At 43.6% G+C, this 21,869-nt stretch carries 28 protein-coding genes and 1 pseudogene; 23 read left to right on the top strand and 6 right to left on the bottom strand.

Annotated elements, in window-relative coordinates; all coding sequences use genetic code 11:
• Positions 1 to 117 precede the first annotated feature (117 nt).
• Positions 118 to 894 carry an AraC family transcriptional regulator gene (locus HP548_RS27065; protein ID WP_076287826.1) on the bottom strand — a complete coding sequence of 259 codons (777 nt, stop codon included), beginning with the start codon at positions 892 to 894 and terminating at the stop codon, positions 118 to 120.
• Positions 895 to 915: 21 nt separating this feature from the next.
• Complete coding sequence (locus HP548_RS27060; RefSeq protein WP_076287827.1) at positions 916 to 1,497, bottom strand: LysE family translocator; 582 nt, start codon at positions 1,495 to 1,497, stop codon at positions 916 to 918.
• Between the two features lie 158 nt (positions 1,498 to 1,655).
• Here HP548_RS27060 and HP548_RS27055 point away from each other — a divergent pair, with 158 nt between their 5' ends.
• Positions 1,656 to 2,159, top strand: coding sequence for a hypothetical protein (locus tag HP548_RS27055; RefSeq protein ID WP_175383349.1), 504 nt, complete (start codon positions 1,656 to 1,658; stop codon positions 2,157 to 2,159).
• 133 nt (positions 2,160 to 2,292) lie between these two features.
• Here the strand turns inward: HP548_RS27055 and mgtE are convergent, their stop codons facing one another.
• Positions 2,293 to 3,663, bottom strand: a complete 1,371-nt coding sequence (mgtE, locus tag HP548_RS27050; RefSeq protein ID WP_064635927.1) for a magnesium transporter — start codon at positions 3,661 to 3,663, stop codon at positions 2,293 to 2,295.
• A gap of 176 nt (positions 3,664 to 3,839) precedes the next feature.
• On the opposite strand from mgtE, the gene HP548_RS27045 reads away from it, so the two are divergent.
• From HP548_RS27045 to HP548_RS27010, 8 genes are all read left to right on the top strand, one after another.
• On the top strand, positions 3,840 to 4,544 hold the full coding sequence (locus HP548_RS27045; protein ID WP_175383348.1) for a DNA alkylation repair protein: 705 nt from the start codon (positions 3,840 to 3,842) through the stop codon (positions 4,542 to 4,544).
• A gap of 79 nt (positions 4,545 to 4,623) precedes the next feature.
• Positions 4,624 to 5,163, top strand: a complete 540-nt coding sequence (locus tag HP548_RS27040; RefSeq protein WP_246318223.1) for a methylated-DNA--[protein]-cysteine S-methyltransferase — start codon at positions 4,624 to 4,626, stop codon at positions 5,161 to 5,163.
• A gap of 66 nt (positions 5,164 to 5,229) precedes the next feature.
• A complete protein-coding gene (locus tag HP548_RS33970; RefSeq protein WP_343054943.1) occupies positions 5,230 to 6,192 on the top strand; it encodes a DUF1361 domain-containing protein in 963 nt (320 codons plus the stop codon).
• Positions 6,193 to 6,318: 126 nt separating this feature from the next.
• Positions 6,319 to 7,545, top strand: a complete 1,227-nt coding sequence (locus HP548_RS27030; RefSeq protein WP_175383345.1) for an amidohydrolase — start codon at positions 6,319 to 6,321, stop codon at positions 7,543 to 7,545.
• A 168-nt stretch (positions 7,546 to 7,713) separates the two neighbouring features.
• Positions 7,714 to 8,169, top strand: coding sequence for a GNAT family N-acetyltransferase (locus tag HP548_RS33525; protein WP_175383344.1), 456 nt, complete (start codon positions 7,714 to 7,716; stop codon positions 8,167 to 8,169).
• Positions 8,170 to 8,182: 13 nt separating this feature from the next.
• The gene (locus tag HP548_RS27020; RefSeq protein WP_076287833.1) at positions 8,183 to 8,611 is read left to right on the top strand and encodes a GNAT family N-acetyltransferase; all 429 of its coding nucleotides are present in this window, start codon (positions 8,183 to 8,185) and stop codon (positions 8,609 to 8,611) included.
• A gap of 65 nt (positions 8,612 to 8,676) precedes the next feature.
• Positions 8,677 to 9,087 carry a DUF6157 family protein gene (locus HP548_RS27015; protein ID WP_175383343.1) on the top strand — a complete coding sequence of 137 codons (411 nt, stop codon included), beginning with the start codon at positions 8,677 to 8,679 and terminating at the stop codon, positions 9,085 to 9,087.
• Positions 9,088 to 9,183: 96 nt separating this feature from the next.
• Positions 9,184 to 9,645 (top strand): DUF6896 domain-containing protein, encoded by a 462-nt coding sequence (locus HP548_RS27010; RefSeq protein ID WP_175383342.1) that lies wholly within the window; start codon positions 9,184 to 9,186, stop codon positions 9,643 to 9,645.
• Positions 9,646 to 9,727: 82 nt separating this feature from the next.
• On the opposite strand, the gene HP548_RS27005 is transcribed toward HP548_RS27010, so the two are convergent.
• Entirely contained in the window at positions 9,728 to 10,630 is a 903-nt protein-coding gene (locus HP548_RS27005) for an ArsR/SmtB family transcription factor (protein ID WP_175383341.1), read from the bottom strand.
• Between the two features lie 177 nt (positions 10,631 to 10,807).
• Between HP548_RS27005 and HP548_RS33965 the strand changes: the two genes are divergently transcribed.
• From HP548_RS33965 to HP548_RS26945, 12 genes are all read left to right on the top strand, one after another.
• A complete protein-coding gene (locus tag HP548_RS33965) occupies positions 10,808 to 12,298 on the top strand; it encodes a family 43 glycosylhydrolase (RefSeq protein WP_175383340.1) in 1,491 nt (496 codons plus the stop codon).
• 195 nt (positions 12,299 to 12,493) lie between these two features.
• Complete coding sequence (locus tag HP548_RS26995; RefSeq protein WP_175383339.1) at positions 12,494 to 13,357, top strand: GNAT family N-acetyltransferase; 864 nt, start codon at positions 12,494 to 12,496, stop codon at positions 13,355 to 13,357.
• A gap of 48 nt (positions 13,358 to 13,405) precedes the next feature.
• Entirely contained in the window at positions 13,406 to 13,951 is a 546-nt protein-coding gene (locus HP548_RS26990; RefSeq protein ID WP_175383338.1) for a GrpB family protein, read from the top strand.
• A gap of 42 nt (positions 13,952 to 13,993) precedes the next feature.
• Positions 13,994 to 14,422 carry a hypothetical protein gene (locus tag HP548_RS26985; RefSeq protein WP_063565278.1) on the top strand — a complete coding sequence of 143 codons (429 nt, stop codon included), beginning with the start codon at positions 13,994 to 13,996 and terminating at the stop codon, positions 14,420 to 14,422.
• A 40-nt stretch (positions 14,423 to 14,462) separates the two neighbouring features.
• Positions 14,463 to 14,990 carry a cysteine hydrolase family protein gene (locus tag HP548_RS26980; protein WP_175383337.1) on the top strand — a complete coding sequence of 176 codons (528 nt, stop codon included), beginning with the start codon at positions 14,463 to 14,465 and terminating at the stop codon, positions 14,988 to 14,990.
• 373 nt (positions 14,991 to 15,363) lie between these two features.
• Positions 15,364 to 15,915 (top strand): GNAT family N-acetyltransferase, encoded by a 552-nt coding sequence (locus HP548_RS26975; protein ID WP_175383336.1) that lies wholly within the window; start codon positions 15,364 to 15,366, stop codon positions 15,913 to 15,915.
• A gap of 204 nt (positions 15,916 to 16,119) precedes the next feature.
• Positions 16,120 to 16,602: a DinB family protein gene (locus tag HP548_RS26970; RefSeq protein WP_175383335.1), complete on the top strand. Its 483-nt coding sequence runs from the start codon at positions 16,120 to 16,122 to the stop codon at positions 16,600 to 16,602.
• Between the two features lie 17 nt (positions 16,603 to 16,619).
• Positions 16,620 to 17,048, top strand: a complete 429-nt coding sequence (locus HP548_RS26965; RefSeq protein WP_175383334.1) for a GNAT family N-acetyltransferase — start codon at positions 16,620 to 16,622, stop codon at positions 17,046 to 17,048.
• Between the two features lie 58 nt (positions 17,049 to 17,106).
• Positions 17,107 to 17,970: an aminoglycoside phosphotransferase family protein gene (locus HP548_RS26960; RefSeq protein WP_246318222.1), complete on the top strand. Its 864-nt coding sequence runs from the start codon at positions 17,107 to 17,109 to the stop codon at positions 17,968 to 17,970.
• A gap of 56 nt (positions 17,971 to 18,026) precedes the next feature.
• Positions 18,027 to 18,374: a hypothetical protein gene (locus tag HP548_RS26955; RefSeq protein ID WP_175383333.1), complete on the top strand. Its 348-nt coding sequence runs from the start codon at positions 18,027 to 18,029 to the stop codon at positions 18,372 to 18,374.
• Positions 18,375 to 18,660: 286 nt separating this feature from the next.
• The gene (locus tag HP548_RS26950) at positions 18,661 to 19,026 is read left to right on the top strand and encodes a hypothetical protein (protein ID WP_175383332.1); all 366 of its coding nucleotides are present in this window, start codon (positions 18,661 to 18,663) and stop codon (positions 19,024 to 19,026) included.
• A gap of 24 nt (positions 19,027 to 19,050) precedes the next feature.
• Positions 19,051 to 19,602: a hypothetical protein gene (locus HP548_RS26945; RefSeq protein ID WP_175383331.1), complete on the top strand. Its 552-nt coding sequence runs from the start codon at positions 19,051 to 19,053 to the stop codon at positions 19,600 to 19,602.
• A gap of 75 nt (positions 19,603 to 19,677) precedes the next feature.
• On the opposite strand, the pseudogene HP548_RS33510 reads toward HP548_RS26945, so the two are convergent.
• Positions 19,678 to 19,839: pseudogene (locus tag HP548_RS33510) on the bottom strand (L-serine ammonia-lyase, iron-sulfur-dependent, subunit alpha); the annotation flags it as partial.
• Here HP548_RS33510 and HP548_RS33125 point away from each other — a divergent pair.
• Together HP548_RS33125 and HP548_RS26935 are read left to right on the top strand one after the other, a co-directional pair.
• Positions 19,766 to 19,924, top strand: a complete 159-nt coding sequence (locus HP548_RS33125) for a hypothetical protein (protein ID WP_217504823.1) — start codon at positions 19,766 to 19,768, stop codon at positions 19,922 to 19,924. The pseudogene HP548_RS33510 and the gene HP548_RS33125 overlap by 74 nt on opposite strands.
• 233 nt (positions 19,925 to 20,157) lie before the next feature.
• The gene (locus tag HP548_RS26935) at positions 20,158 to 21,267 is read left to right on the top strand and encodes an MFS transporter (RefSeq protein ID WP_083678804.1); all 1,110 of its coding nucleotides are present in this window, start codon (positions 20,158 to 20,160) and stop codon (positions 21,265 to 21,267) included.
• A 27-nt stretch (positions 21,268 to 21,294) separates the two neighbouring features.
• Here HP548_RS26935 and HP548_RS26930 read toward each other — a convergent pair whose 3' ends face one another.
• A complete protein-coding gene (locus HP548_RS26930) occupies positions 21,295 to 21,735 on the bottom strand; it encodes an Lrp/AsnC family transcriptional regulator (protein ID WP_063565290.1) in 441 nt (146 codons plus the stop codon).
• Positions 21,736 to 21,869: the final 134 nt, after the last annotated feature.

Here is a 21,869-nt window from a genome sequence, read left to right as displayed (position 1 = left end):
GGAGAATGGTAGTACGGCAACGGAAGGGAAAAGAAAATCCCCGTGTGGAACATTGAGGTAAACTCGCGTTCCAAGCGGGGATTTAATACATTTGGTCGGATAATCGTACCGATTCAATTAGTTTAACTGCAGCATATATTCATAAGCCGTGATACCGAATACTCGTTTAAAGTGTCTGTTCAGATGAGTCAGGTCGACAAAACCACATTCGGCTACAGCGGAGTAAACATCCTTATGCGTTTCAATGGACTGTCTGGCACGCTCCACCTTGCAATTCAGAAAAAACTGGTAAGGCGATATGCCAGCATGGGACTTGAACTCGCGGATAAATTGAAACTTGGACATGTTGAATTCCGCACACAGGTCGTCCAGTTTCAGCACATCTTCAATACTGCAAAACATCATCTCTTTCGCTTTTCGAACCAGATTGTCCTGAGGCCGCCACAACTTGGTGTCCATTTCCGACTGGGAGAGTAATTGCAACAGGCCCAAGAGCAGTTCACTGCATTTCGCTTCATCCTGTCCTTTTTGAATAGCATCATTCAGCATCAGGATGCTTCGTGCAAGCACAGGGTCATAGACGATGGGGCTATTAAAACGCAATTCCTTTTTCCCTAGAACCTCTTCGACCAAATCCGGCTTCAGATATAGCATGACATAATCTATACCGGCTTTGTCATAGGAACTTCCATCGTGGGACTGCTCCCGGTTGAATAACATCACGCCGTTTTTGTGGGAGGCCTGATAATGTCCGTCCAGATGGTATTGCTGAATACCGCGAAGCGTGACTCCTACTGCATATTCCTCGTGGCAATGCTTTTTATAGGTGAAATCCGTAAAGCTGGCGGATAGAGCCAGTACGTCCTGTGATTTCTTATAGTTAAACAATTCCATGCTGCACACACCTCCCGCGCGTTAGATGATTCCCGATACCATAATGGCTGAGTATAACAAAAAAAGGGCCATTAGGATACTCACTGCTTTTTGATGACGATTAAGTAAGGTTCTGAAGATGGAGCCAAACACGGCCCAACTGGAATAGGCCAGGAAGCCGATGATGGTAATAATGATCACGAACAGAAACGTTGACATGGTGCTATCGTAGTACGGCAGAACATAACTGGGAATAACTGTGAACGTGAACAGAACTACTTTTGGATTCACAAACTGCATGATTAAACCGTTTAGAAACCCCGTAACTTGCTTCGATCCCGTCTCGGTGGAACCCATTTTATAGACTTGATAAGCCAGATATATCATATAAACACTACCCACGATCTGCATCACTTGGAGAATACCAGGCAATACCTCAGCAAGTACATGATTGAGAAGAGCAGAAGCAGCAAGTAATAAGCCAAATGCAACGGTGGCACCCCACACATACTCCATCGTTTTCCGGGGACCAACCTGTCCGACGGAAGTGAGAATCACAATATTGCTGGGGCCTGGTGTGAAGGTAACGACAATACAATAGATGAAAAAAGATGTAAGATTCATAGGGCCTCCCCGAGTTGTAGTTACATGATCATACTCCGGGGAGGCATTGGCTTATAGTACATTATTGCAGCAGATTGCACATGAGCAGGAAAAAAAACATAACTTTCCAGCTAATAGAAACGTCATGGAAGTAACTACTTTGATATCGAGGTGATTAATTGAAAACTGTAAGTAAGTTGCTGTTCCTATGTATGATACCTCTTTTATTGTCTGCTTGCTTTAAAAATGGGGAAGGTGACCAACCAATCAATAATTTGGATCTGAGTCCTCCAGTTGAAATTTCATTTGAAGAGGCTGAAGCCAGGACCCCTTTTGAAATCAAACAACCGTCAGTTCCTTTCCAAGTTACTCAAAAATCAGCAAGGATTTTAGATACCAATGGTACATTTGAAGCAGTAGAAATCACGTATGCCAATACCGATGAAGGATTGAACCTGATCACTATGATTACAAACTCAAAGGTGGATACGCCTCCGAAGGGGAAGAAAGGTTTGAAATTATCTAATGGCTCTCAAACATGGGACCAAGGAGACGGAAATGTAAGTGCCATCTATTGGAGAAACGAGGGTTTAACTTACTCTCTTATTTCAGGGAAAAACAACAATCTTGAACCGTTTTACGATTATCAAACATTAGTTAAAATAGCAAATACATTAAAATGAAGCATAAGGCAGTTCTCTTTTAGATTGAAAATAACACCAAAAGACTCAACTTCTTTACATGTGCATAGGAAGTTGAGTCTTTTGGTTACTGTAGCAAAACAACTGTTCAATGAATAAAGACTGAAAGGTTAATTTACATTAAGGCATCCAGAAAACGAGTAGCGATGCCGAAATAGATAAACAACGACAATATATCATTCAACGTTGTGATTAATGGGCCGGAGGCAACCGCAGGGTCCACTTTGAAACGACTGAGCAGAAGAGGAATACAAGTACCGGTCAGTGTTCCGATAACCAGGGTGAAGAATAGTGATACTCCAATAATCGCTCCGAGCAGCCAGTCACCTTGCCAGAAATAGGCGATGACCGTGATCAGCAAACCGCATACAAGTCCAATCATTGTGCCTACTTTAATCTCTCGGCCAATAAGCGCGAGCACTGTGGCCTTGTCCAGCTTGCGTCCAATCAAGCCACGTACAACCACTGCAAGGGATTGTGTACCCGTATTCCCCGTCATACCGGCTATCATGGGCATGAAGAACGCCAGTGCCACAACCTGATTCAGCGTGTCTTCGAAAAAATCCACGATGCTACCTGAGATCAATCCGATAAATAACAATAAAATCAGCCATGGAAGGCGACGTCTGACGGCAACCAATGGTTTGGTATCAAAATCGATGTCTTTACTGCCGCCACCCATCTTGGCGATGTCTTCACTGGCTTCGTCCATAATAATATCAATGACATCATCCATTTGGATAACACCGCATAATCTGCGGTTTTCATCCACGACAGGTAAAGCCATAAACTCATAACGTTGCAACAGCTGTGCAGCTTCTTCCTGGTCCATATCAACTGTTGCATGGATGACACGCCGAGTCATCAGCTCTTCTACTTTGGTGTTATCATCTGCCTGAGCAAGGGATTGATAACTCACGACTCCGACCAGTTTGCCTTCATCATCGGTGACATACAGATAACTGGTTGCAGGAATGTGCAGCGTAGCCTGCGATTCTCTAAGTGCTTCCTTTGCGGTTTCATGCGATAACAGCGTACGGTAACGATCGGTCATGATCCGTCCAGCCGTTTCCGGTGGATAGTTCAGCACGGAGCGGATAATGGCGGAATGATCGAGATTCATATTGGACAGCAGTTCTTCTCTGCGTTGGAGGGGCAGATCATGCATGAAGCGAATCAGATCACTTTTGTCCATTTGCTGCATGACTTCAAGAGTGCGCTCTGGGCCTAACTGTTCGAATAGATGCACCTGTTCGTGAAGCGTGAGCGCTTCTGCCATGTCGGCGAGCACGTCCGGTTTGAATAAGAGCAAGAAGCGTTTCGTCTCTTGTTCAGGGAACTTTTTATATACGAGAGAAAGGTCATAGGGATGAAGTTCTTTGGCCCATTTATAAAACTCGGTCAGGTTTTGGGTTTGCACGAATTGCACAAGGAGCTCCGTAATCTCTTCAACCGAAAAATCTTTTTTGGGATGGGATCGATTCATATGTAGTCTCCTTTCTAAATGGATACAACTCCGTATTCTTAAACGAAATGGAATGAAAGTTAAACAGTGACCACGAGAAATGGATATTGTAATCTTGCTAAAACATTCGATATGGGCTTACAAATGGATGCTGCCGGGATATACTTGTTGTAGAAAACCCGATGAGGAGGAGACATGTGGAATCGGTTGTAAGAACACAATTGTTATCTCTGGTCGAACCGGAATATCAGAAATTCTCGGCTGCGCTCATTCCGAATATCACGAATCTGTTAGGTGTGAGACTGCCTGAAATACGCAAGATGGCGAAACAAATCGTCAAAGAGGACTGGCGTGCCTACCTGAAAACCGCCGATGATGATTATTTTGAAGAAGTGATGTTGCAAGCGATGGTCATCGGTCATGCCCAAGCAGATATCGAGGAACTCCTGCAGCATATTGCCTGGTTTGTTCCCAAAATAGATAACTGGTCAGTATGCGACAGTTTCTGCGGTGGTTTGAAATATACAAAGGCACATCTGGATCAAGTGTGGCAGTTCTTGCAGCCCTATCTGGTATCCAACCAGGAATATGACATTCGCTTCGGGGTTGTAATGCTGTTGAACTTTTATATGGAAGAAAAATATATCAGCAGAGTGCTTGCTTCATTAGATACCATTCATCACGAAGGGTACTATGTGAAAATGGCAGTGGCCTGGGCAATTTCCATCGCGTATGTGAAACAGCCAGAAGCCACGATGCGTTATTTGCAGGACAATACCTTGGACGACTTTACGTATAATAAGGCTCTTCAGAAAATAACGGAGTCCTATCGTGTTGATCCGGAGACGAAGCAGATCATCCGCAGCATGAAACGGAAAATGAAAAAAACGGTTCGTGTGTAGTATGTGTGCATAACGAGAAAAGAAACCAGATAAAAAACCTACGAGGGGAAAGGACGATTGACGTATGAGAAAGAGCATCATGTGGACCAAAATGGAGTTAGACGGTCGTCCGTGGGTATTGCTTGCCACCGAAAAAGGGCTATGCCGGGTCATCATGCCCAATGAAACGCTGGAAGATTGGAGTAGTTGGATTGGCCGAATTGCTCCTGGAGTGGAGCTCGAAGAGAATGAAGCAGCGTTGAAGCAGACGGGCATGATGGATTGGCTGCAATCCTATTTTGCGGGAGACAAGGTGGCTTTCACAGACGAAATTCCACTTGATTTGATCGGAACAACATTCCAACAGCAGGTATGGGCGGAGTTGGGAAATGTTCCATATGGTGAGACAAGAACCTATGGCGAGATTGCTGCTGCGGTGGGAAGACCTTCAGCGGTACGAGCTGTTGGGGCAGCCAATGGAGCCAACCCCATTCCAGTGCTGCTGCCGTGTCATCGCATTATCGGTGCCAACCGCAAGCTGACCGGTTTTCGCGGAGGACTGGAGATGAAGCGAAGACTGCTGGATATTGAACAGATTGAAGGCGTGACGGATGGCGGCCATGCGCGGTTTAATTTCTGATCATCATATTTTCATATAAAAAAGAAGCGGTGAACTATTAGCTAAGTACTCAGCTTGGTTCTAAATATGTACAGGCACTTCCCTAGTGCCTGTTTTTTTGCATTCTCTAATGGTAGAGGAATGGAAGATGAACGGAAATATTGCGAAAGTAAAGTTTTTGTCTTCCTTCTGGGTTCACGCCGCTATTTTCGCATATACCACATTTTGGGTTATGATGGACGTGTATTACTAGGAAGGCGGAGTCACAGTTCGTTTATGAAATCGATGATCAGGTTATCAGGGACTGCACTTGCATACCACCAAGGAAAGGGAAATCGAAGCGAAGAAATGAACAATAATAAAAATACGATTTATTTAAAAATGAGTAGTGTTTTAATCGTTGCTACTATAGGTTGTCTACTTGTTGCTGTCTACTTACGTACCAAATCAAACACGAACATGTATCAATTTTTAACGTGGGACATTTTTTTAGCTTGGGTTCCATTCATCATTTCATCAACGATTAGTTATGTAAGCAATAGGAAACTTACAAGAACGAGCATCGCACTAGTTGGGGTGATGTGTGCATGCTGGCTGTTCTTTCTACCGAATTCGGCATATCTTTTCACAGAAATTTTGCATGCATTCAGATACTTTGATCCTCAGGGGGAAACTAAATTCTGGGTTAATATTGATTTCTGGTATAGCCTCAGCCTAACATTTGTCTTAGCCATACTGGGTTTACTTCTATCCATTTGCTCGATACATCAAATTCACAAATTGTTAAATAAACGATTAAACCCATTTAGCGGTATGGTAGTTGTAGGCGTTGTATTACTTCTGAGCAGTCTAGGGGTATACATCGGGAGATTTAATCGGTGGAATAGTTGGGATGTCTTGAAGCAACCCGGTCTAATTTTGAAGGATATCATGACTGATTTAAATGCAGGCAACAGCATTCTGGTTGAATTTGTGGCTATGGTATTTGTGATTCAAGTTTTGGGATATATTACACTTCGTATACTAATGGGGAAGTCCAATAATATCTAGACGATAATCGTATGGAACACCAACGTTTTAACTATTTTTGCTGAATGAGGTCCTATGGTACCATTGACCACAGAAGATGAATCGGTACTCGATGCTAGATAGACCGAGTGGAAAGAGGGAGTGACCATGTTGAAGCAGGAATACTGGTTAACCAACGTATCATTGGAGCAAAGTTATGTGATGGAAGACGGGCAGGTAACTGGCACCCGGACGAGCCTTGGTCATCTGCGGATTGAAGATGGAGTCATTGCAGCCATCATGGACGGGGATACGGAATTAACAAGCAAGTTGCCGCAGGTTGATGGTAAAGGATTGCTGCTGCTGCCTTCGTTCGAGGAAGCCCATATTCATTTGGATAAAACGTATTATGATGCACCATGGAAAGCGGTTCGACGCATCTCCAGCATTTTCGAACGTATCGAAGAAGAGAAAGTGTTGCTTCCCAAGCTATTACCCGATGCAAAGCGTCAGGCGGAGAGCATTCTGAGCCTGATTCAGGGATACGGTTCCACCCATGTTCGCAGTCATTGCAATATTGAACCAGTCAGTGGGTTGAAACGGCTGGAAGCTACAAAGCAGGCATTGGAGTCATTTTCGGGCAAAATATCCTCTGAAATCGTCGCTTTCCCGCAGCATGGACTTCTCCGCTCTAATTCGGTTGAACTCATGCGTCAAGCCATGGCGGAAGGGGCTACTCATGTAGGTGGACTTGATCCTCACACTGTGGACGAGCATATTGAGAAATCGCTAAATGTAATGGTCGAACTGGCTGTCCAGTATCAGGCAGGCATCGATATTCATTTGCATGATTCTGGAGAACCGGGTAAACAAACGTTGCTACAATTGGCTGACTTGACCGAAGAAGCAGGACTTCAGGGTAAAGTTACCGTAAGTCATGCGTTCTGGTTCGCTCGTGCGGAGCAGCAAGAAGCGGAAAATATGGCCATGCGGATGGCTTCCCTTGGTATGAACGTTGCTTCTACCGTGCCTATCGGTAAAATGATGATGCCCCTTCCGATGCTCCATAAACATGGGGTGAACGTGAAGCTGGCGACAGACAGTCTGACGGATCACTGGTCACCGTTTGGCAATGGAGATCAACTGGAGAAAGCCGGCCGTTTCGCCGAACTGTACGGGTATAACGATGAACGCTCCTTGGCTCAGTCTCTTGCATTTGTCACAAGTGGTATCACTCCACTGGATTCAGAGGGCCAACAGGTATGGCCGAAGGTAGGGGATACAGCTAGTTTTGTACTGGTAGAAGCCAGCTGCTCGGCAGAGGCGGTTGCCAGAAGGTCTGCGCGACAAGCGGTATGGTTTGAAGGAAGACTGGTAAGTGGATCAGTAGAATAGAGCATACTCGAATGGATGGACCACGGGAAACCGTGGTTTTTTTGTTCTGGATCTGTAAGGAAAGAACTGCTAATCAGCAGGTGAAAAAAGAGGAAGAAACTGTTCGCATATACCACTTTTTGGGTTATGATGGATCTAGTCATCATTTGAGCGCAAGGAGAGATTGATGTGTCAACAGAGCAAGTGCACCTACAACTTATAACCCCAGAAAACGAATTAGAGTGTATCCAGCTTAAACCGCGTGAAGACCAACTGAATTTGGTAGCAAGTAATGCAGACTCCTTAATACATGCGACGAAGGAGATCACCTCGAAGCCATATGGAATTTTTGCAGAGGACCGCATGGTGGGTTTTATTTTATTTGATAATGAGATATATAATGACGGGTTTTATTGGATACTTCGATTCATGATTGATGAGAAATACCAGGGGAAAGGATACGCCAAACTGGCGATCAAGGAAGTGATTCATAAGTTAAAAGAGAGAACCGATTGCAAGCAAATCAGGGTATCTCATGTGCCACACAACATGGTGGCAAACGCTTTATATAAGAAATCCGGGTTTCAGGAGACGGGTGAATTCGAGGACAATGGTGACATCATATTAAGTTATTATATAAATTGAGGAGTGGTACCTGATGATCAGAGAGGCCGAAGCAAGGGATGTCGAGGTTATTGAAAGGTTGTACAAAGAATTATTACCGAACAACCTGAATACGAAGGTACTGGCGGAGCGGATTGAAGAAGTAAGGGATAATCCCAACAGTTTCTTATTTGTTTACGAAGTCGATGATCAGGTTATCGGGACTGCGCATTTACATATTTGTCTGGATGCTTTGGTGGAAAATAGACCTTTTGGCGTGGTTGAGCGGGTTATCATTACGGAGCATGTGCAGAGCAAGGGATATGGATCTGAACTTATGAAGTATATAGAGGATGTATGCAAACAGAAAAATTGTATAAAGGTGTTTCTCACCAGTGGTTCATCCAGGTACGAAGCACACGGCTTCTACACGAAGTTAGGGTACGATGGGGAATCCAGCAAGGCTTTTAAGAAATATTTATAAAACAGCTCAAGCTTGATTGTATATTCGTATCCATATTTTTTTTGAATAGATGGGAGGATATATAGATGAAAGACATGAACTATTATGAAACTTTTATTGCAGCAGCAGAAGATTGTCCTGTTAAAGTGGCAGAGATCCCCAAAGCCAAAAACGGCGGCAAAACCGTTCCAGTTTTACAATATGAAATGCTAACAAACCACCCTTATCAATATACGCAAGAGGATGTCATGTTTGAAGTGTTCGCGCAGCGCAATCATATACCCGACGAACAAAGATCCATAGAGAGAACCAAGTTTTTCTCTAAGGGACAACCCTGTCTTCGTACTTCTTCGTTGGGTAAGCGTTACGGTTGGGGTATTCATCATAACTCACAAGGAAAAGTGGCGATCTACGCCGTTGAATCCGAAGCCTATAAAGAGTTCTTAAACGACAGCAGTTTAAAACATGTAAAGGCGATGCGTTCGAGTCGTCAATAGCTCTATCCGTTGGAGCACCAAGTACAAAGAATAAAAACAAACATAGGGCCACATTGAAGGGACTTCAAGACAACCGTTACAAGCAGGAGGTAAGAGATGCACGCTTTAACCAAAGAAACAACTGATACATTATTGGAAGCGATGGAAACATACAAAAGGGTTGCACAAGAACTGATCGATAAATTGATTTCGGAAACCAGCCAGGCTGAAAAATCAGAGATCATAGATGGAGCGTACCACTTGCTTTCTAATGAAGAAGTATTAAACGGTGAAGAATATTTGAGTGGAAACTGGCATTTCGATGTCCATGGAGAGCATTGCATGTTCGAGAATGCAGAAACAGGGCAAACGTTGGAGGTTTCCCTCGGCAGTAAAAATGATGTGGGTAACATGGACCCTTATTTTTTTTATAACTTTTTGAAATCCACTGCAAATTATGAACACCTGATTGCCTATTTCGAAAATCCCTTTGGGGATATGTTGAATTTATTTGAAAGATTGGCAGCCCAGAACGTGTTGATTCATGTTCATGGTGTTGAATATAGAAAGCTTCTTTAACTACGTAAAGCAGTATCCCGTTCATTCAAAGGAATACGTTTGAAGAGAAGAACGGGATTATTCGTTACTACATTAAGAAAGATTAGCGTTGTACGCGTATGACAATATCCTGGTCATGATTGCCGAACCCGGAACCATAAAGTGTTAATCCTCCGACGTTAGCCCCCTCCTCGTCAACCGTGAAACGAAGCGTCCAAAATGGCTGCTCCAGTTGGATATCCTCGATCGTCACGTCTGACATCCGCTCTCCATCCATATACGTACCCGAGCTATCAACACGAATTGTCTTTAATAATCCATATTGATTCACATTACGATGCCACCATGTTGGTGTATATTTGCCTCGGGCAGCTCTTCCGAAGTCAGCGGGGCTTGTCCACGTTCCAAGCGAAATGTCGTTAAACGTAAATTGGATATCCGATGGCCAATGATCTCTTAAACCCGGGGCTTCAGAAGCCAGTTCCACTGAAATCTCAATGGAGTTAGCAGTCTCGTCAGGAAGCATATAGTTAGGTGTTTTGTATTCGACATAACCTCTTCCAAACCAAAGGATGGCAGCGTGAACCCGCTCAGGATCAAGAAAGTAGCGTGGGTCGTCCCAAACACCGATTTCTTTCTCATGCGTCCCAAGACCGCAGGTAGGATAGACTTCAAATGCAGTATAGTGTCCTACCGAAATCGTCTGCTCTCTAATCCTTGCTGTCCGGCTGGCGGATGGTAGTTCGATCTCGATGTTATTTTGTTTGAGGAAACACAATTTGTGCGTGCCTCCATTCAGGCGTATCCGACGGCTATCGATCAGTCCGGCTTGCTCAAGCTTTCGTATGTGCATGGTGACGATGGAGGGGCTAAGTTCTAACGCAGCTGCAATATCCTTCACATTCATTTCGCTAGGTGCAATCATATCCATGATCCTCCATCTAACCTCGCTTGCCAGCGCTTCGTATAACGGTATGAATTTTGGATCTCCGTTCGCTTTGATCATCCTTAACAATCTCCTAACCAGATCTATTGAAATCATATATATATTAATTTAACGAAATTAACTTGACTCTTCAACTCTAACGCATTGAAAGAATGATTGCGATAGTGTTTAATTTTTTTATCTGCTTATGAAGTTGGATTCTTAAATATGTAAATTAGAGAAAAAGAGGTGGCTCAAGTGAAATACAATAATCCCGTCATTAAAGGGTTCTATCCAGATCCGAGCATCTGCAAGGTGAATGACACTTATTATCTGGTGTGCAGTTCTTTTCAGTATTTTCCGGGTGTCCCGCTTTTTGAAAGCAAAGATTTATTGAACTGGACGCAAATCGGTCACTGTTTAACCCGAAAAAGCCAGATTCATCTGGAGACCGTAAGCAGCTCCGGCGGAGTTTTCGCCCCCACAATTCGATACAACAACGGGCGATTCTATATGACCACGACGAACGACACCACGCGTCAGAATTTCTATATATGGACTGATGATATATACGGGGAGTGGTCAGAAGCGATTATTGTGGATCAAGGGGGAATCGATCCGGATTTGTATTTTGAAGATGGTAAGGCCTTCTTTATGAGCAACGGAACCGACGATGAAGGAATTGGGGGAATCATTCAGTGTGAAATTGACATTGAAACAGGTAACAAAAAGACCCCAAGTCGTTCAGTATGGCAAGGATCAGGCGGACGTTATCTGGAAAGCCCACATTTGTATAAAATGAATGGTTACTATTACCTCATGGCATCTGAAGGCGGAACCGAATACGGTCATATGGTCACATATGCGCGGGGAGATTCTCCTTCCGGTCCTTTCGAGCCCTATGCCAAGAATCCTGTTCTGACCAACCGTAATCTGGGTGGTTATGAACTGCAGGGGGTTGGCCATGGCGACCTGATTCAGGACGAGGCAGGCAACTGGTGGATTTTCCATTTGGGATTCCGTCAGAGTGGACAGTGGCTCACCTATCATCATCTGGGCCGGGAAGTATTCCTTACGCCAGTTACCTTTGACGAAGAAGGCTGGTTTACGGCAGGACATAATGGTACGACGCTTATGAGTTTTGACACTGATCTTATCTCTGACACAGTTGTTCAACAAGAGAAAAAAACCTATACGTTCGAGAACACGGATTGGAATCTGGACTGGTGTTATCTTCGTCATCCCAATACAGAAAATTACTTGTTAGAGCAAGGCAACATAAAGTTAAAAGGAACTGAAGTGACACTGGATGTTCCAGCATCCCCGACATTCATTGGCCTACGTCAAAAAGACTTTGACGCGACCATCTCTGTTGACGTTAGTCTTACGAATGGCGAGGCAGGCATCACCATCTACATGGATGAACAGCACCATTATGACTTGGCCATTCGCAAAGAGCAGAGCGGGTATAAGGTAATTGAACGTCTGAATATTGGGGATATCAAATCAGTCGAAAATGAAGTGGAACTGGGAAGTAATCATCATGCCACATTGGTTATACAGGCAAGCCATGAACGCTACAGCTTCCTGATTCATGCAGATGGCAAGGACACCCTCTTAGGTACAGCACAGACGAAATACCTTTCCTCGGAAGTTGCCGGGGGATTTACAGGGGTGCTCATTGGTCTATATGCGAGCGGAGAAGGTTCTGTAGCTGAGTTTTCTAAATTTAAGTGTGATTATATCTGAAAAGGTAAGGGGAGGGACTTTTGTTCCTTCTCTTTTTTTGAATTCTTGTGTTTTCTCAAACAAAAGTGTAGTAACACGTGTTTATGTATTATATAGCCGTAGCAAAGAATGAGTTGTATGCTGAGAATCAAATATAGATAACAACATATTTGGATAACCACCGAGAAGTAAGTTGTAGTAGAGAGGGAGAAGGCAATGAGTGATAAGACTTCATATTCGTTAGTAGCAGCGAATCAAACTAGCTTTGCCAAGTATTTTGCGACGTATAGAAAGAATATCTGGTTTAGACCGAGCTGGGCATCCCTTCAAGAAATGATGCTAGACGCAAGTGATTGTTATTGGATCTATCAAGATAATCAACGAGTGGGAGGGATTTCTTTGACAAGTAATGAACTTGGTTCTTTCTTTATGATCCCTCCATCCACGTTGACTGTAGATATGGTTCATTTCTTAAAGAATTATGCCATTCAAAATCCAGGGGGGCAGTCAAAAGTAGATGCTTACAATGTTCTGGCTGAACATATTGATGTGTTGAAGTCGGCTGGTTTCGAAGTTTTAAACACAAGGAAATGTATGATTAGACCTACAGAGAAGATCGAAAATGACCTCCATACTGATTGTATTTGTATTAAACCCCAACTGGAACATTTGCCAAGCATTGTTCAAGTCATGAACGAATCATATCGTGGAGGAATGGATGAGGGAAATCTGGATACATATCGGGATGACGTGAGTTATTATTTTGAACATAACCGTCAGGATGAGCTATTGAATGCATCATCGGTTTTAGTAGATAAAAAGACAAACGAGGTTGTTGGATTTTGTTTGATTTCGATGTGGGAGGATATACCTCTTGTGTATGATATAGCAGTTAAGCCGTGCTATAGTAATCAGGGTTTGGGAAGATATATGTTATCCAAGGCGATTTCTCATCTGGAAGGTTTCTCTCCAACCATTCGTTTGTTCGTTACATTAGGAAATAAGGCTGACTATTTATATACCAGATTAGGTTTTCTTTCAGGAGAGGAAACATCTCACTTGGTTTATAGAGTCGTGTAGAGAAATGATTATAGAAACTATACTTAATGAAATCGAAGGGAGGACTACATGGAAGATCAATGGAGAATTGCAACGTATGATCCTGCTTGGAGGCCAATGTTCCTCGAAACCGGGATGAGATTAAGAGAGGCGTTGGGTGAAAAGGCTGTGCGGATTGACCATGTCGGATCAACTTCCATCATCGGAATGGACGCCAAGCCAATTATAGATATACAAATTTCCGTTTCCAATTACGAAGAATTACCTAACTACAAACAAGAAATCGAAGTGGCCGGCTTCGTATTTAGAGAAGGAAATCCCGATAAAACCAAGCGATATTTTCGTGAAGTGCCTGGAAGCAGGAGAACACATGTACATGTAAGACAAACAGGGAGTTTCTCTGAGCAGATGAACTTGCTTTTTAGAGATTATTTGAGGGAACATCCAGAGGATCGATTGAAATATGCAGAAGAGAAGCACCGGCTTATGGCATTATACAAGGACCAGCGTCCAAAATACGTGGAAGGCAAAGGACCGATGGTGTGGAGCATTTTAGAGAAAGCTCATATGTGGTCCCAAGAAATCGGGTGGCAACCGGGAGAATCTGACGCATAGGAAACATTCATTGTATATGGATAACCTTATGGGAGTGGTGAGATGAACATTGGAAGAAAGCTTCTGACGACCGTTCTAACCATCATTAGTTTTACTTTAATTGCAAGTATCATATCCATGAATGAATCTTACAGCTTTGATTTCTATATTCTTGTTTATCTTGTATATGCGACTCCCCTGATCACATTGATCGGGCTACCGTTATCTTTATTGCTGGACTATCTGTTGAGCAGAATCCAGTTCGTTAATCATGCCTTGTATCTAAGTCTGAGAATACTGGGTTACGCATGTGCTGGAGTCTTAGGTATGTATATCTATTATTTGCTCATGGGCGCTGGAGAAGAAATTTTAAATTTTAAAGAGTCGTTAGTTTTGAGCTTATTTGGCGTCCTAGCTGCTATACTATTTGTGTTGATCGATCTGGGATTGGAAGGTTTGTTAACGGTGCGAAAAAGGAAGAAGGAGTCATAACAAGTGCTGATTTAATATTATTTTCCAGGAGGGATATAAGATGCCAACTCATTGTGCACTTCTTGTAATCGATGTTCAGGTAGCCATGTTCGATGAATCAGATCCCGTATATCGGGGGGACTTATTGCTTCAGAGAATACAACATGTCATTTCCAAGGCTCGGCAAAAAGGTCACTCCGTTATCTACATTCAACACAGTGAAGGAGCAGGCAGTCCCCTTGAGCGTGGAACGGCAGGTTGGACGATCCATCCGTCCATTGCGCCGATCACGGGTGACCTTATTATTGAAAAGCAGACACCGGATTCGTTTCACGAAACAGATCTGAATCTGAAATTGCAAGAAAACGGAGTGACGGATCTTATTCTGACTGGCATGCAGACGGAGATATGCGTGGATACGACTTGTCGCAGAGCAAGTAGCCTTGGGTATGCAGTAACCTTGGTTCGTGATGCTCACAGCACATGGAATTCCAACATTCTTCAAGCTGAGCAGATTATAGATCATCACAATTCGGTTCTGAGCATGTTTGCGAATGTGGTGGATACCGAAAATGTAATGAATGGATGAGATGAATTGACGTTTAATAAAAGAATATTTAATCTTTCAGCTTGGCTTGCTGTATTAGCTTTGATCTTTATTCCAGGAACAGCCTACACGGAGGGGACTTTACGAACAGAGTATGGTTTTCCATTGCGGTTTTTTACTGATTATCATTATAAGAGACCTGATGATACGATCTGGTTCCTTTCCAATGTTTATGTGAATGCTCTTCTTTATCTGTTTAATGTCCTGTTTATATACGCTGGAATTCATGTTTTACTCTATGTAAAGAAGAGAATGACGAAGCCAAAAGAGTAGGGAGCTGCGACGATAGCGGCTCTTTTATTTTTACCATATCATGGGTTAAGATAGAAGGCACGAAAAGATTGGGGATGATGATATGAAACAGATTCCAACAGCATGGAATTCAGAGCGACTTTTCATTTCCGATTTGAAAGAATCTGAGATTTTCGATATCCAATCCATTGTTGATACGAGTAACTATGTGCAGGAATGGGACGGACGAGATCATGAGCCGGATTATGTGAGATCATGCTTTGAGAAAGGCAATCTTCCTCCTGGGGGAAAGTTGGCGAACTACCGAATTCAGACCATTCGTACGATTCAGGAAAACAAAAATATAGGTGTATTGAGCCTGTACCATGGCTACCCCATGGAGAATTCCGTTTATCTCGAATTTTTGTATATTCATAGTGAGACCCAGAAGCAGGGTTATGGACAAGAAATGATGCATGCGTTAACCCAATTGTTTTTCGACCTTGGTTATAAGGAAATCAGAATTAACGTGGCGCTCAAAAATTGGGCTGCATTACGATTTTGGACCAAATCGGGATTTGATCAGATTAGCGGGATTTACGGAGACCTTGAACATTCAGATAAGACTTTTGCCAATATGGAACTGATCAAAACACTTAAAAAGCATGATATATAAATTGAACTAAACATTTACACGAGAACGTAGAGGGCAGAAATAACCTGAAGAAGCGGAGCGTTCGCCTTTATCCCCGGATTTTCCCCTTTGAAAAAGGGATTCCAAAAAATCTGGGGATAACAGCGATCAGAAGGTTGTTCTGTCATCGGAGTGGCAAGTGTAAATATTTTTTAGTTCAATTATATAGAAAAGGAGAATGGCTAAATGGAATCTTTCTTTCGTTATAACTGGATCGTGCGTGAGCAATGGTTTCAGTGGTGTGAGGATGTACCGCTGGAAGAGCTGCTTCGACCTCGGACGGGGGGAGTAGGCAATATTTTGCGAACGTTTTTTCATATCATCGATGTAGAGTGGAGCTGGCTTCAATTATTGCAGGGCAAACCGGATGGCATGGAGAATTTTGATAATTATAAAACACTGGAAGCCGTACGACAATTCGATCGCAAGCTGAGACCTGATGTGGAGGCATTTGTTCTATCCTGGGATTCCGGCATGGAAAAGAGACCCTACATCGATCCTGAATTGGATAGCACCGTCGTCAAGGAATCGTGGGGAGAAGTGATGCGTCACGTGATTGCTCATGAGATTCACCATATGGGGCAATTATCCGTATGGTCCAGAGAATTGGACAAGAAGCCCGTGTCTGCGAATTTCATTGGTAAAGGACTTATTACACCTGACAACTAGAGTGAAAAGGAGACACTATGATTTATTGCAGAGAAGCTAGAATTGGGGATGGCGAGGGTATTAGCCAATTATCCCATCAACTGGGTTACACCAGTACAACAGAAGAGATCATCGAAAGGTTGAATCGACTAAGCTCAATGACTGATCATTTTGTTTGCGTAGCTGAGATCGATTCCCTTGTTGTGGGTTGGGGGCATGTACAGGGAAGACATTCTATCGAAAGTGTACCTTTTGCCGAGATTGGTGGCTTGGTTGTCGATGAGCATCATAGAGGTGCGGGAATTGGTAAAAAGATCATGAGCGAATGTGAGAAATGGGCACGGATGAACGGGTTTAACAAGATTCGCGTGCGATCAAGCGGGAAAAGGGAAGCAGCGCATCGGTTCTATGTTGCCATCGGATATGAAGAAAAAAAGTGGCAGAAGGTCTTTGATAAATCATTATAAAGATCTATGGAGTATCAAATGCCGATATTTCTAATTTCACAGAGAAGGGTTGGGCAAAATGAGGTTAACGCTGGAAAGTATCCGTTGGATGGAGTTGAGCGAAGAAATTCGCTGCCAGCTTGAAAAACCATACAAGATGCTCCCCCTTTCACCAGGCTTGGAAGCGGACGTTGTGAAGATAGAATGCGTTGATCACTCTTATGTGTTAAAGATATGGAACAAGGACTCCAAACCCAATATTCGCAACCAGTATGAACTATTATCTGAACTATACAAGAGTGGAATACAAGTCTCCAAACCGTACGGTTGGGGCATGGATGTGGATTCTAATCAAGTCCTGTTAACAAGTTATGACGGGGAGCCTATAGCCAAGTTAAGCAAAACCAAGCTGGAGCAATTGGCTCAAAAGTTAATTCAAGTGCATGGCTATGATGTAAATGGTACGGGTGACGCGGATGCCAATTTCATACCACGATATGATTTTGTTGGATATTTTTTCCCCTCCATTGAACTGCATGAGGATATGTATCAGATCCTGACGAGCCTTCTTCAACGGATTGAGTTTAGACAGGATCATTTGATCCATGGTGATTATAACCTGGGAAATGTTCTGGAGGCAGATGATCAATATACCATTATCGATTGGACGAATGGGCAGCGCGGTGATCCCAGGTACGATATGGCGTGGTCCATTTTTTTGATGACGATCTATACGGGGGAACGAAACGGTAAGATGTACAGTACTCTATTCAAAAGTCTATCGGAATACACACCAGACGATGCGGAGATTTTTGAAGCTATGGCTTGTTTGCGCTGGATTCTATTAAAGCGAGTGTCTAATGTTCCTATGGGTCCGGGTGTGATGCAGCGGATTAAAAAGATTATTGGCAATAATTCATATTTAAATGATGAACTGCTGTAGTATTGTCCTAAACTGTCCTTCACTGCATACCTATGGTATAGAGGAGCGTGATAGGTATGGAACAGAAGGTGCAAACCTATTTTGAACTAAAACAGCAGCAAAAAGAAATTGAACAACGATTATCTGTGTTACGAGATGAGATTGTCGGGTATTGTGAGGAGCAGGGTGTCTATGAGACGCAAGTTGGCGGATACACTGTGAAAACGGTGCTTCAGCACCGCAAGGAATATGATGATCAGAAGTTGTACGCGTCCCTTCCCGATCCGGACATCTGGCGACTGCTGTCCAAGGTGGACAGTCATAAGCTGAAAAGCCTGATCAAACTGAACATACTGACTGAGGAGCAAATTAGTCCAGCTTGTACGGTGAAGCCGGTAACATTATTACAGGTGGACAAGTTGTAACCCTTCACACGCATTAAGCAGTATCAATTATAGGGCCCGTGTCATTCGCACATATATGCCAACGCTCCCCGAGGAGCTGATTGAATCGGTCACGAGGTGACCGGTTTTTTTGTTGTATGCTAAAGTTGTGTGCCAATTTCAGCTGTGCGTTTTAAGGCATCTGTGAGCATAGGCCTGATTCCGTGCCGGAATGAAATTAAGCGGATTGCTTTAAACCGTTATGCGAGTAGTTTATATGTTATAATTTGTAATTAATTCATATACCATCTTTGATAGGAGGGAGAAAATGAAGATTAAGTACTTGGCTTTTGTTACGCTATTGTTAATTCTCGTAGGATGTTCTGACAAGATAATATCCCTGAATGGGGAAAGCGAGCATTGGAAAGTTGTGGTCACCAACAGGTTTCAAACCGGTATGGTTGAATATACGCTCCGATATATCGGGGACGAAAATATGGTGAAAGATGTTGGTTATCAATTTGGCGGTAAAGATCTAACGGCAAGCGGATTGGAAGAAAATCTGGGAACACCTTTCCGGGATATTAAGCACACCTCGGGTCCGAAATATCTGGAGAATGAAGACTTTCCCATCCCTGTCCATATTCAATGGAATGAAGATCAGGAAGAGACAGTATATCTTCAGAAGTTGTAGACCGATGAGTTGAGGAGATGAACTATGAGGAAAAAAATCATTTCGATTGTGCTTGCCATCTGGGTATTGATGATTGTGATCAGTGTGGTTCTTCTGTTTCTGCCCAGAACGATCCATCTTGATGGTGTAGGTGTAAAGTATCGGCTGGGGGGAGAAGACAACAGGGAGCCAGAGCAAACGGTTCATATCAACATGGATGGCAAGCGTTATCTAACGACCTCGGGTGACTACATATTCAGAGGAACTATTGATATTGAAGGTGAGCCTTTCCCTGTACCCGAAGATCAAAAGAATCTCGAAATTCGTTTTCATGAAGGACACGGATTGATGGAATACTTCATTTTTGAAAATGGGCAAACGGGTATCTTCCTATACGGAACACTATTCGTAGATCGTGCATTCACCCAACTCACCATCGCCATTTCGGAGGAGAATTCTAACGGAGAGCAGAACAGTAAACGCTGGAGCTCCGAAGACGGGCTCATGCTCTCGATGCCCGCAACGAATCGTTCCGAAGCCATTCAGCTCTCTAATGAACTGATGGAAACCTATCTCGGGGACTATATATTAAAATGAGAAATCATGAACATAAACAGGCATGCATTTACGTTGAGGGCCTTCCCCCTTCATGTAAACGACATGCCTATTTTTTTATTTATGCTGCAAATCTCTAGTGATCTTGCGTCCCGTCGGGGTCTGGGGAAGGCCGCCGCCTACTGTTTCTCGTAAGGCTTTCGACATGGCTGATCCAAATTCCAGCATGACCTGGACTACTTCATCGGAAGGGATGACACTGCGGACTCCGGCAAGAGCCGTACAGGAACGCGTTCAATCTCTTCGTCATCTTCGATGTCCTCCAATTCACTTTATGATTCAGTACGCGATAATAACTGTTTAATAGCGTTTACATTGAAATTCGAAGTGAAACACCGAAATTAAATGGATTATCCTCCTAAAACGGACGATCTACCGTTGATTAAGTATGCCAAATGTTGGTCCGATTTTATAAGCTTATTCTGTAGGCCACACCCTTCTGGACTATACAAAAATAAAGGATAAAGGAGAGTCTTTGTGAACGCGAACACAATTGCAAAAGAACGCCTACCCTGGTCAGCTCTGCTCGCTTTGGCCATGGCTGGATTTATATGCATTCTTACAGAAAGCCTGCCGGCGGGGCTGCTGCCGCAAATAGCGCAAGATCTGAATATCAAAGAGAGTCTTGCTGGACAGCTCGTCACTTTGTATGCGGTGGGGTCTCTTCTGGCGGCAATTCCCCTGACGACAGCAACTCGTGGATGGAAACGCAGGCCGCTGCTGCTATTATGCATCTTCGGTTTTCTGATTTTCAATACGATTACGGCCGTATCTTCAGTATATGGTTTGACCCTTGCTGCACGCTTCATGGCGGGTGTATCTGCTGGAGTGTTGTGGGGGATGACTGCAGGTTACGCACGCCGGATGGTTTCAGACTCGTTAAAGGGAAAAGCGATGGCTGTCGCCATGGTAGGCACACCACTCGCGCTTGCATTGGGCGTTCCCTTGGGTACCTTTTTGGGCAATTACGCAGGATGGCGTCTTATTTTTGGAACAGTTTCATTATTGACGGTAGTGCTTGTATTGTGGGTGCTCTGGAAAGTACCTGACTATGAGGGAGAGCCTGCACGTGATCAGCTTGCGCTTCATCGGATTTTTGTTATACCGGGGGTTCGTCCCATATTGTTTGTTGTTCTGACCTGGGTACTGGCCCATAACATTCTGTACACGTACATCTCACCTTATCTGGGCGAGACGATGCTGTCCGAAAGGGTGGACCTGGTTCTTATGATCTTTGGAGTGACTTCGGTAATCAGTATATGGATTATTGGGCTGTTGATTGACCGTTACATGAGATTATTGATTCTGGTTAGCCTTGTTCTATTTGCGCTGGCCTCGCTGGTGATGGGGATCTTTATCCATCAACCGATAATGATCATTCTGGGAGTAGTCGCTTGGGGGCTTACATTTGGCGGAGCGGCTACGTTATTACAGACTGCAATTGCGCAGGCCGGAGGCAAAAGTGCCGATGTTGCCCAATCCATGCTGGTGACAGCATGGAACCTGGGGATCGGAGGGGGAGGGATCGTCGGAGCTATCCTGCTGGACCAGACAGGCGCTCGTTTCCTGCCCATTTCCCTGATCCTGTTGATCGTTATGGCCTTACTCGTCGCCTGGTCCGCCAGTAAAAATGGTTTCCCAAGATAGGTTATTGAACTATGATCGATGAAACATTTACACCGGATTCGTTCCTTCGATGAGATTTTTGGTTGCAATAGGTGAGGACATCGCGATGAGGGTGGTGTAGGTACCGTATTGATCGCATCGGTCTCCAAATGCTTCAAGACCAGCAATCGAATCTGTCATGATCTTCAACAGGTAATTATGCTCTCCGCTCACGCGATGACATTCGATCACTTCGGGTGACGAACGGCAGAAATCAAGAAAGGCATGACAATCCCGTGTGCGAAAAAGAAGATAGGAAGTACTCGACCTCCCTATTTTCTGCGGGGAAATGATAGTACGGTACTCTTCGATTACACCGCTTTCTTCTAGACGCTTCACGCGTTCCGTTACGGCGGGTTGAGATAAACCGACCAGCTTGCCCAATTCCGTCATGGATAGCCTTGCCTGGTTTTGCAAATGAAAGAGGATATTAGTATCGATTTGGTCCATAAGATGGCCTCCTTTTAAATTATAGGAAATGTTTTATAAATGCCTTTATATTCATCGCAGATTAAAGCAGATAACTTGGTTGTTTTATGTAATATGGATGAGATCATTTATATAATAAGCACACTTACTTAAAT

This window comes from Paenibacillus taichungensis, assembly GCF_013359905.1.
Classification (GTDB): Bacteria; Bacillota; Bacilli; order Paenibacillales; family Paenibacillaceae; genus Paenibacillus; species Paenibacillus taichungensis.
The sequence above is the reverse complement of the archived record's forward strand: the minus strand, read 5'-3'. Positions and strand labels throughout refer to the sequence as shown.

Excerpts from the sequence above, each read along its gene's own strand:
- HP548_RS26935 (WP_083678804.1), top strand. The coding sequence starts at position 20,158 with ATGGCTGGATTTATATGCATTCTTACAGAAAGCCTGCCGGCGGGGCTG.
- HP548_RS27030 (WP_175383345.1), top strand. The coding sequence starts at position 6,319 with ATGTTGAAGCAGGAATACTGGTTAACCAACGTATCATTGGAGCAAAGT.
- HP548_RS27040 (WP_246318223.1), top strand. The coding sequence starts at position 4,624 with ATGTGGACCAAAATGGAGTTAGACGGTCGTCCGTGGGTATTGCTTGCC.
- HP548_RS26955 (WP_175383333.1), top strand. The coding sequence starts at position 18,027 with ATGGAACAGAAGGTGCAAACCTATTTTGAACTAAAACAGCAGCAAAAA.
- HP548_RS26995 (WP_175383339.1), top strand. The coding sequence starts at position 12,494 with ATGAGTGATAAGACTTCATATTCGTTAGTAGCAGCGAATCAAACTAGC.
- HP548_RS26945 (WP_175383331.1), top strand. The coding sequence starts at position 19,051 with ATGAGGAAAAAAATCATTTCGATTGTGCTTGCCATCTGGGTATTGATG.
- HP548_RS26975 (WP_175383336.1), top strand. The coding sequence starts at position 15,364 with ATGAAACAGATTCCAACAGCATGGAATTCAGAGCGACTTTTCATTTCC.
- HP548_RS33970 (WP_343054943.1), top strand. The coding sequence starts at position 5,230 with ATGTACAGGCACTTCCCTAGTGCCTGTTTTTTTGCATTCTCTAATGGT.
- HP548_RS27005 (WP_175383341.1), bottom strand. The coding sequence starts at position 10,630 with ATGATCAAAGCGAACGGAGATCCAAAATTCATACCGTTATACGAAGCG.
- HP548_RS27060 (WP_076287827.1), bottom strand. The coding sequence starts at position 1,497 with ATGAATCTTACATCTTTTTTCATCTATTGTATTGTCGTTACCTTCACA.
- HP548_RS26965 (WP_175383334.1), top strand. The coding sequence starts at position 16,620 with ATGATTTATTGCAGAGAAGCTAGAATTGGGGATGGCGAGGGTATTAGC.
- HP548_RS26985 (WP_063565278.1), top strand. The coding sequence starts at position 13,994 with ATGAACATTGGAAGAAAGCTTCTGACGACCGTTCTAACCATCATTAGT.
- HP548_RS26950 (WP_175383332.1), top strand. The coding sequence starts at position 18,661 with ATGAAGATTAAGTACTTGGCTTTTGTTACGCTATTGTTAATTCTCGTA.
- HP548_RS26970 (WP_175383335.1), top strand. The coding sequence starts at position 16,120 with ATGGAATCTTTCTTTCGTTATAACTGGATCGTGCGTGAGCAATGGTTT.
- HP548_RS27020 (WP_076287833.1), top strand. The coding sequence starts at position 8,183 with ATGATCAGAGAGGCCGAAGCAAGGGATGTCGAGGTTATTGAAAGGTTG.
- HP548_RS27065 (WP_076287826.1), bottom strand. The coding sequence starts at position 894 with ATGGAATTGTTTAACTATAAGAAATCACAGGACGTACTGGCTCTATCC.
- HP548_RS26980 (WP_175383337.1), top strand. The coding sequence starts at position 14,463 with ATGCCAACTCATTGTGCACTTCTTGTAATCGATGTTCAGGTAGCCATG.
- HP548_RS27015 (WP_175383343.1), top strand. The coding sequence starts at position 8,677 with ATGAAAGACATGAACTATTATGAAACTTTTATTGCAGCAGCAGAAGAT.
- HP548_RS33125 (WP_217504823.1), top strand. The coding sequence starts at position 19,766 with ATGGCTGATCCAAATTCCAGCATGACCTGGACTACTTCATCGGAAGGG.
- HP548_RS26990 (WP_175383338.1), top strand. The coding sequence starts at position 13,406 with ATGGAAGATCAATGGAGAATTGCAACGTATGATCCTGCTTGGAGGCCA.
- HP548_RS27010 (WP_175383342.1), top strand. The coding sequence starts at position 9,184 with ATGCACGCTTTAACCAAAGAAACAACTGATACATTATTGGAAGCGATG.
- mgtE (WP_064635927.1), bottom strand. The coding sequence starts at position 3,663 with ATGAATCGATCCCATCCCAAAAAAGATTTTTCGGTTGAAGAGATTACG.
- HP548_RS26960 (WP_246318222.1), top strand. The coding sequence starts at position 17,107 with ATGAGGTTAACGCTGGAAAGTATCCGTTGGATGGAGTTGAGCGAAGAA.
- HP548_RS26930 (WP_063565290.1), bottom strand. The coding sequence starts at position 21,735 with ATGGACCAAATCGATACTAATATCCTCTTTCATTTGCAAAACCAGGCA.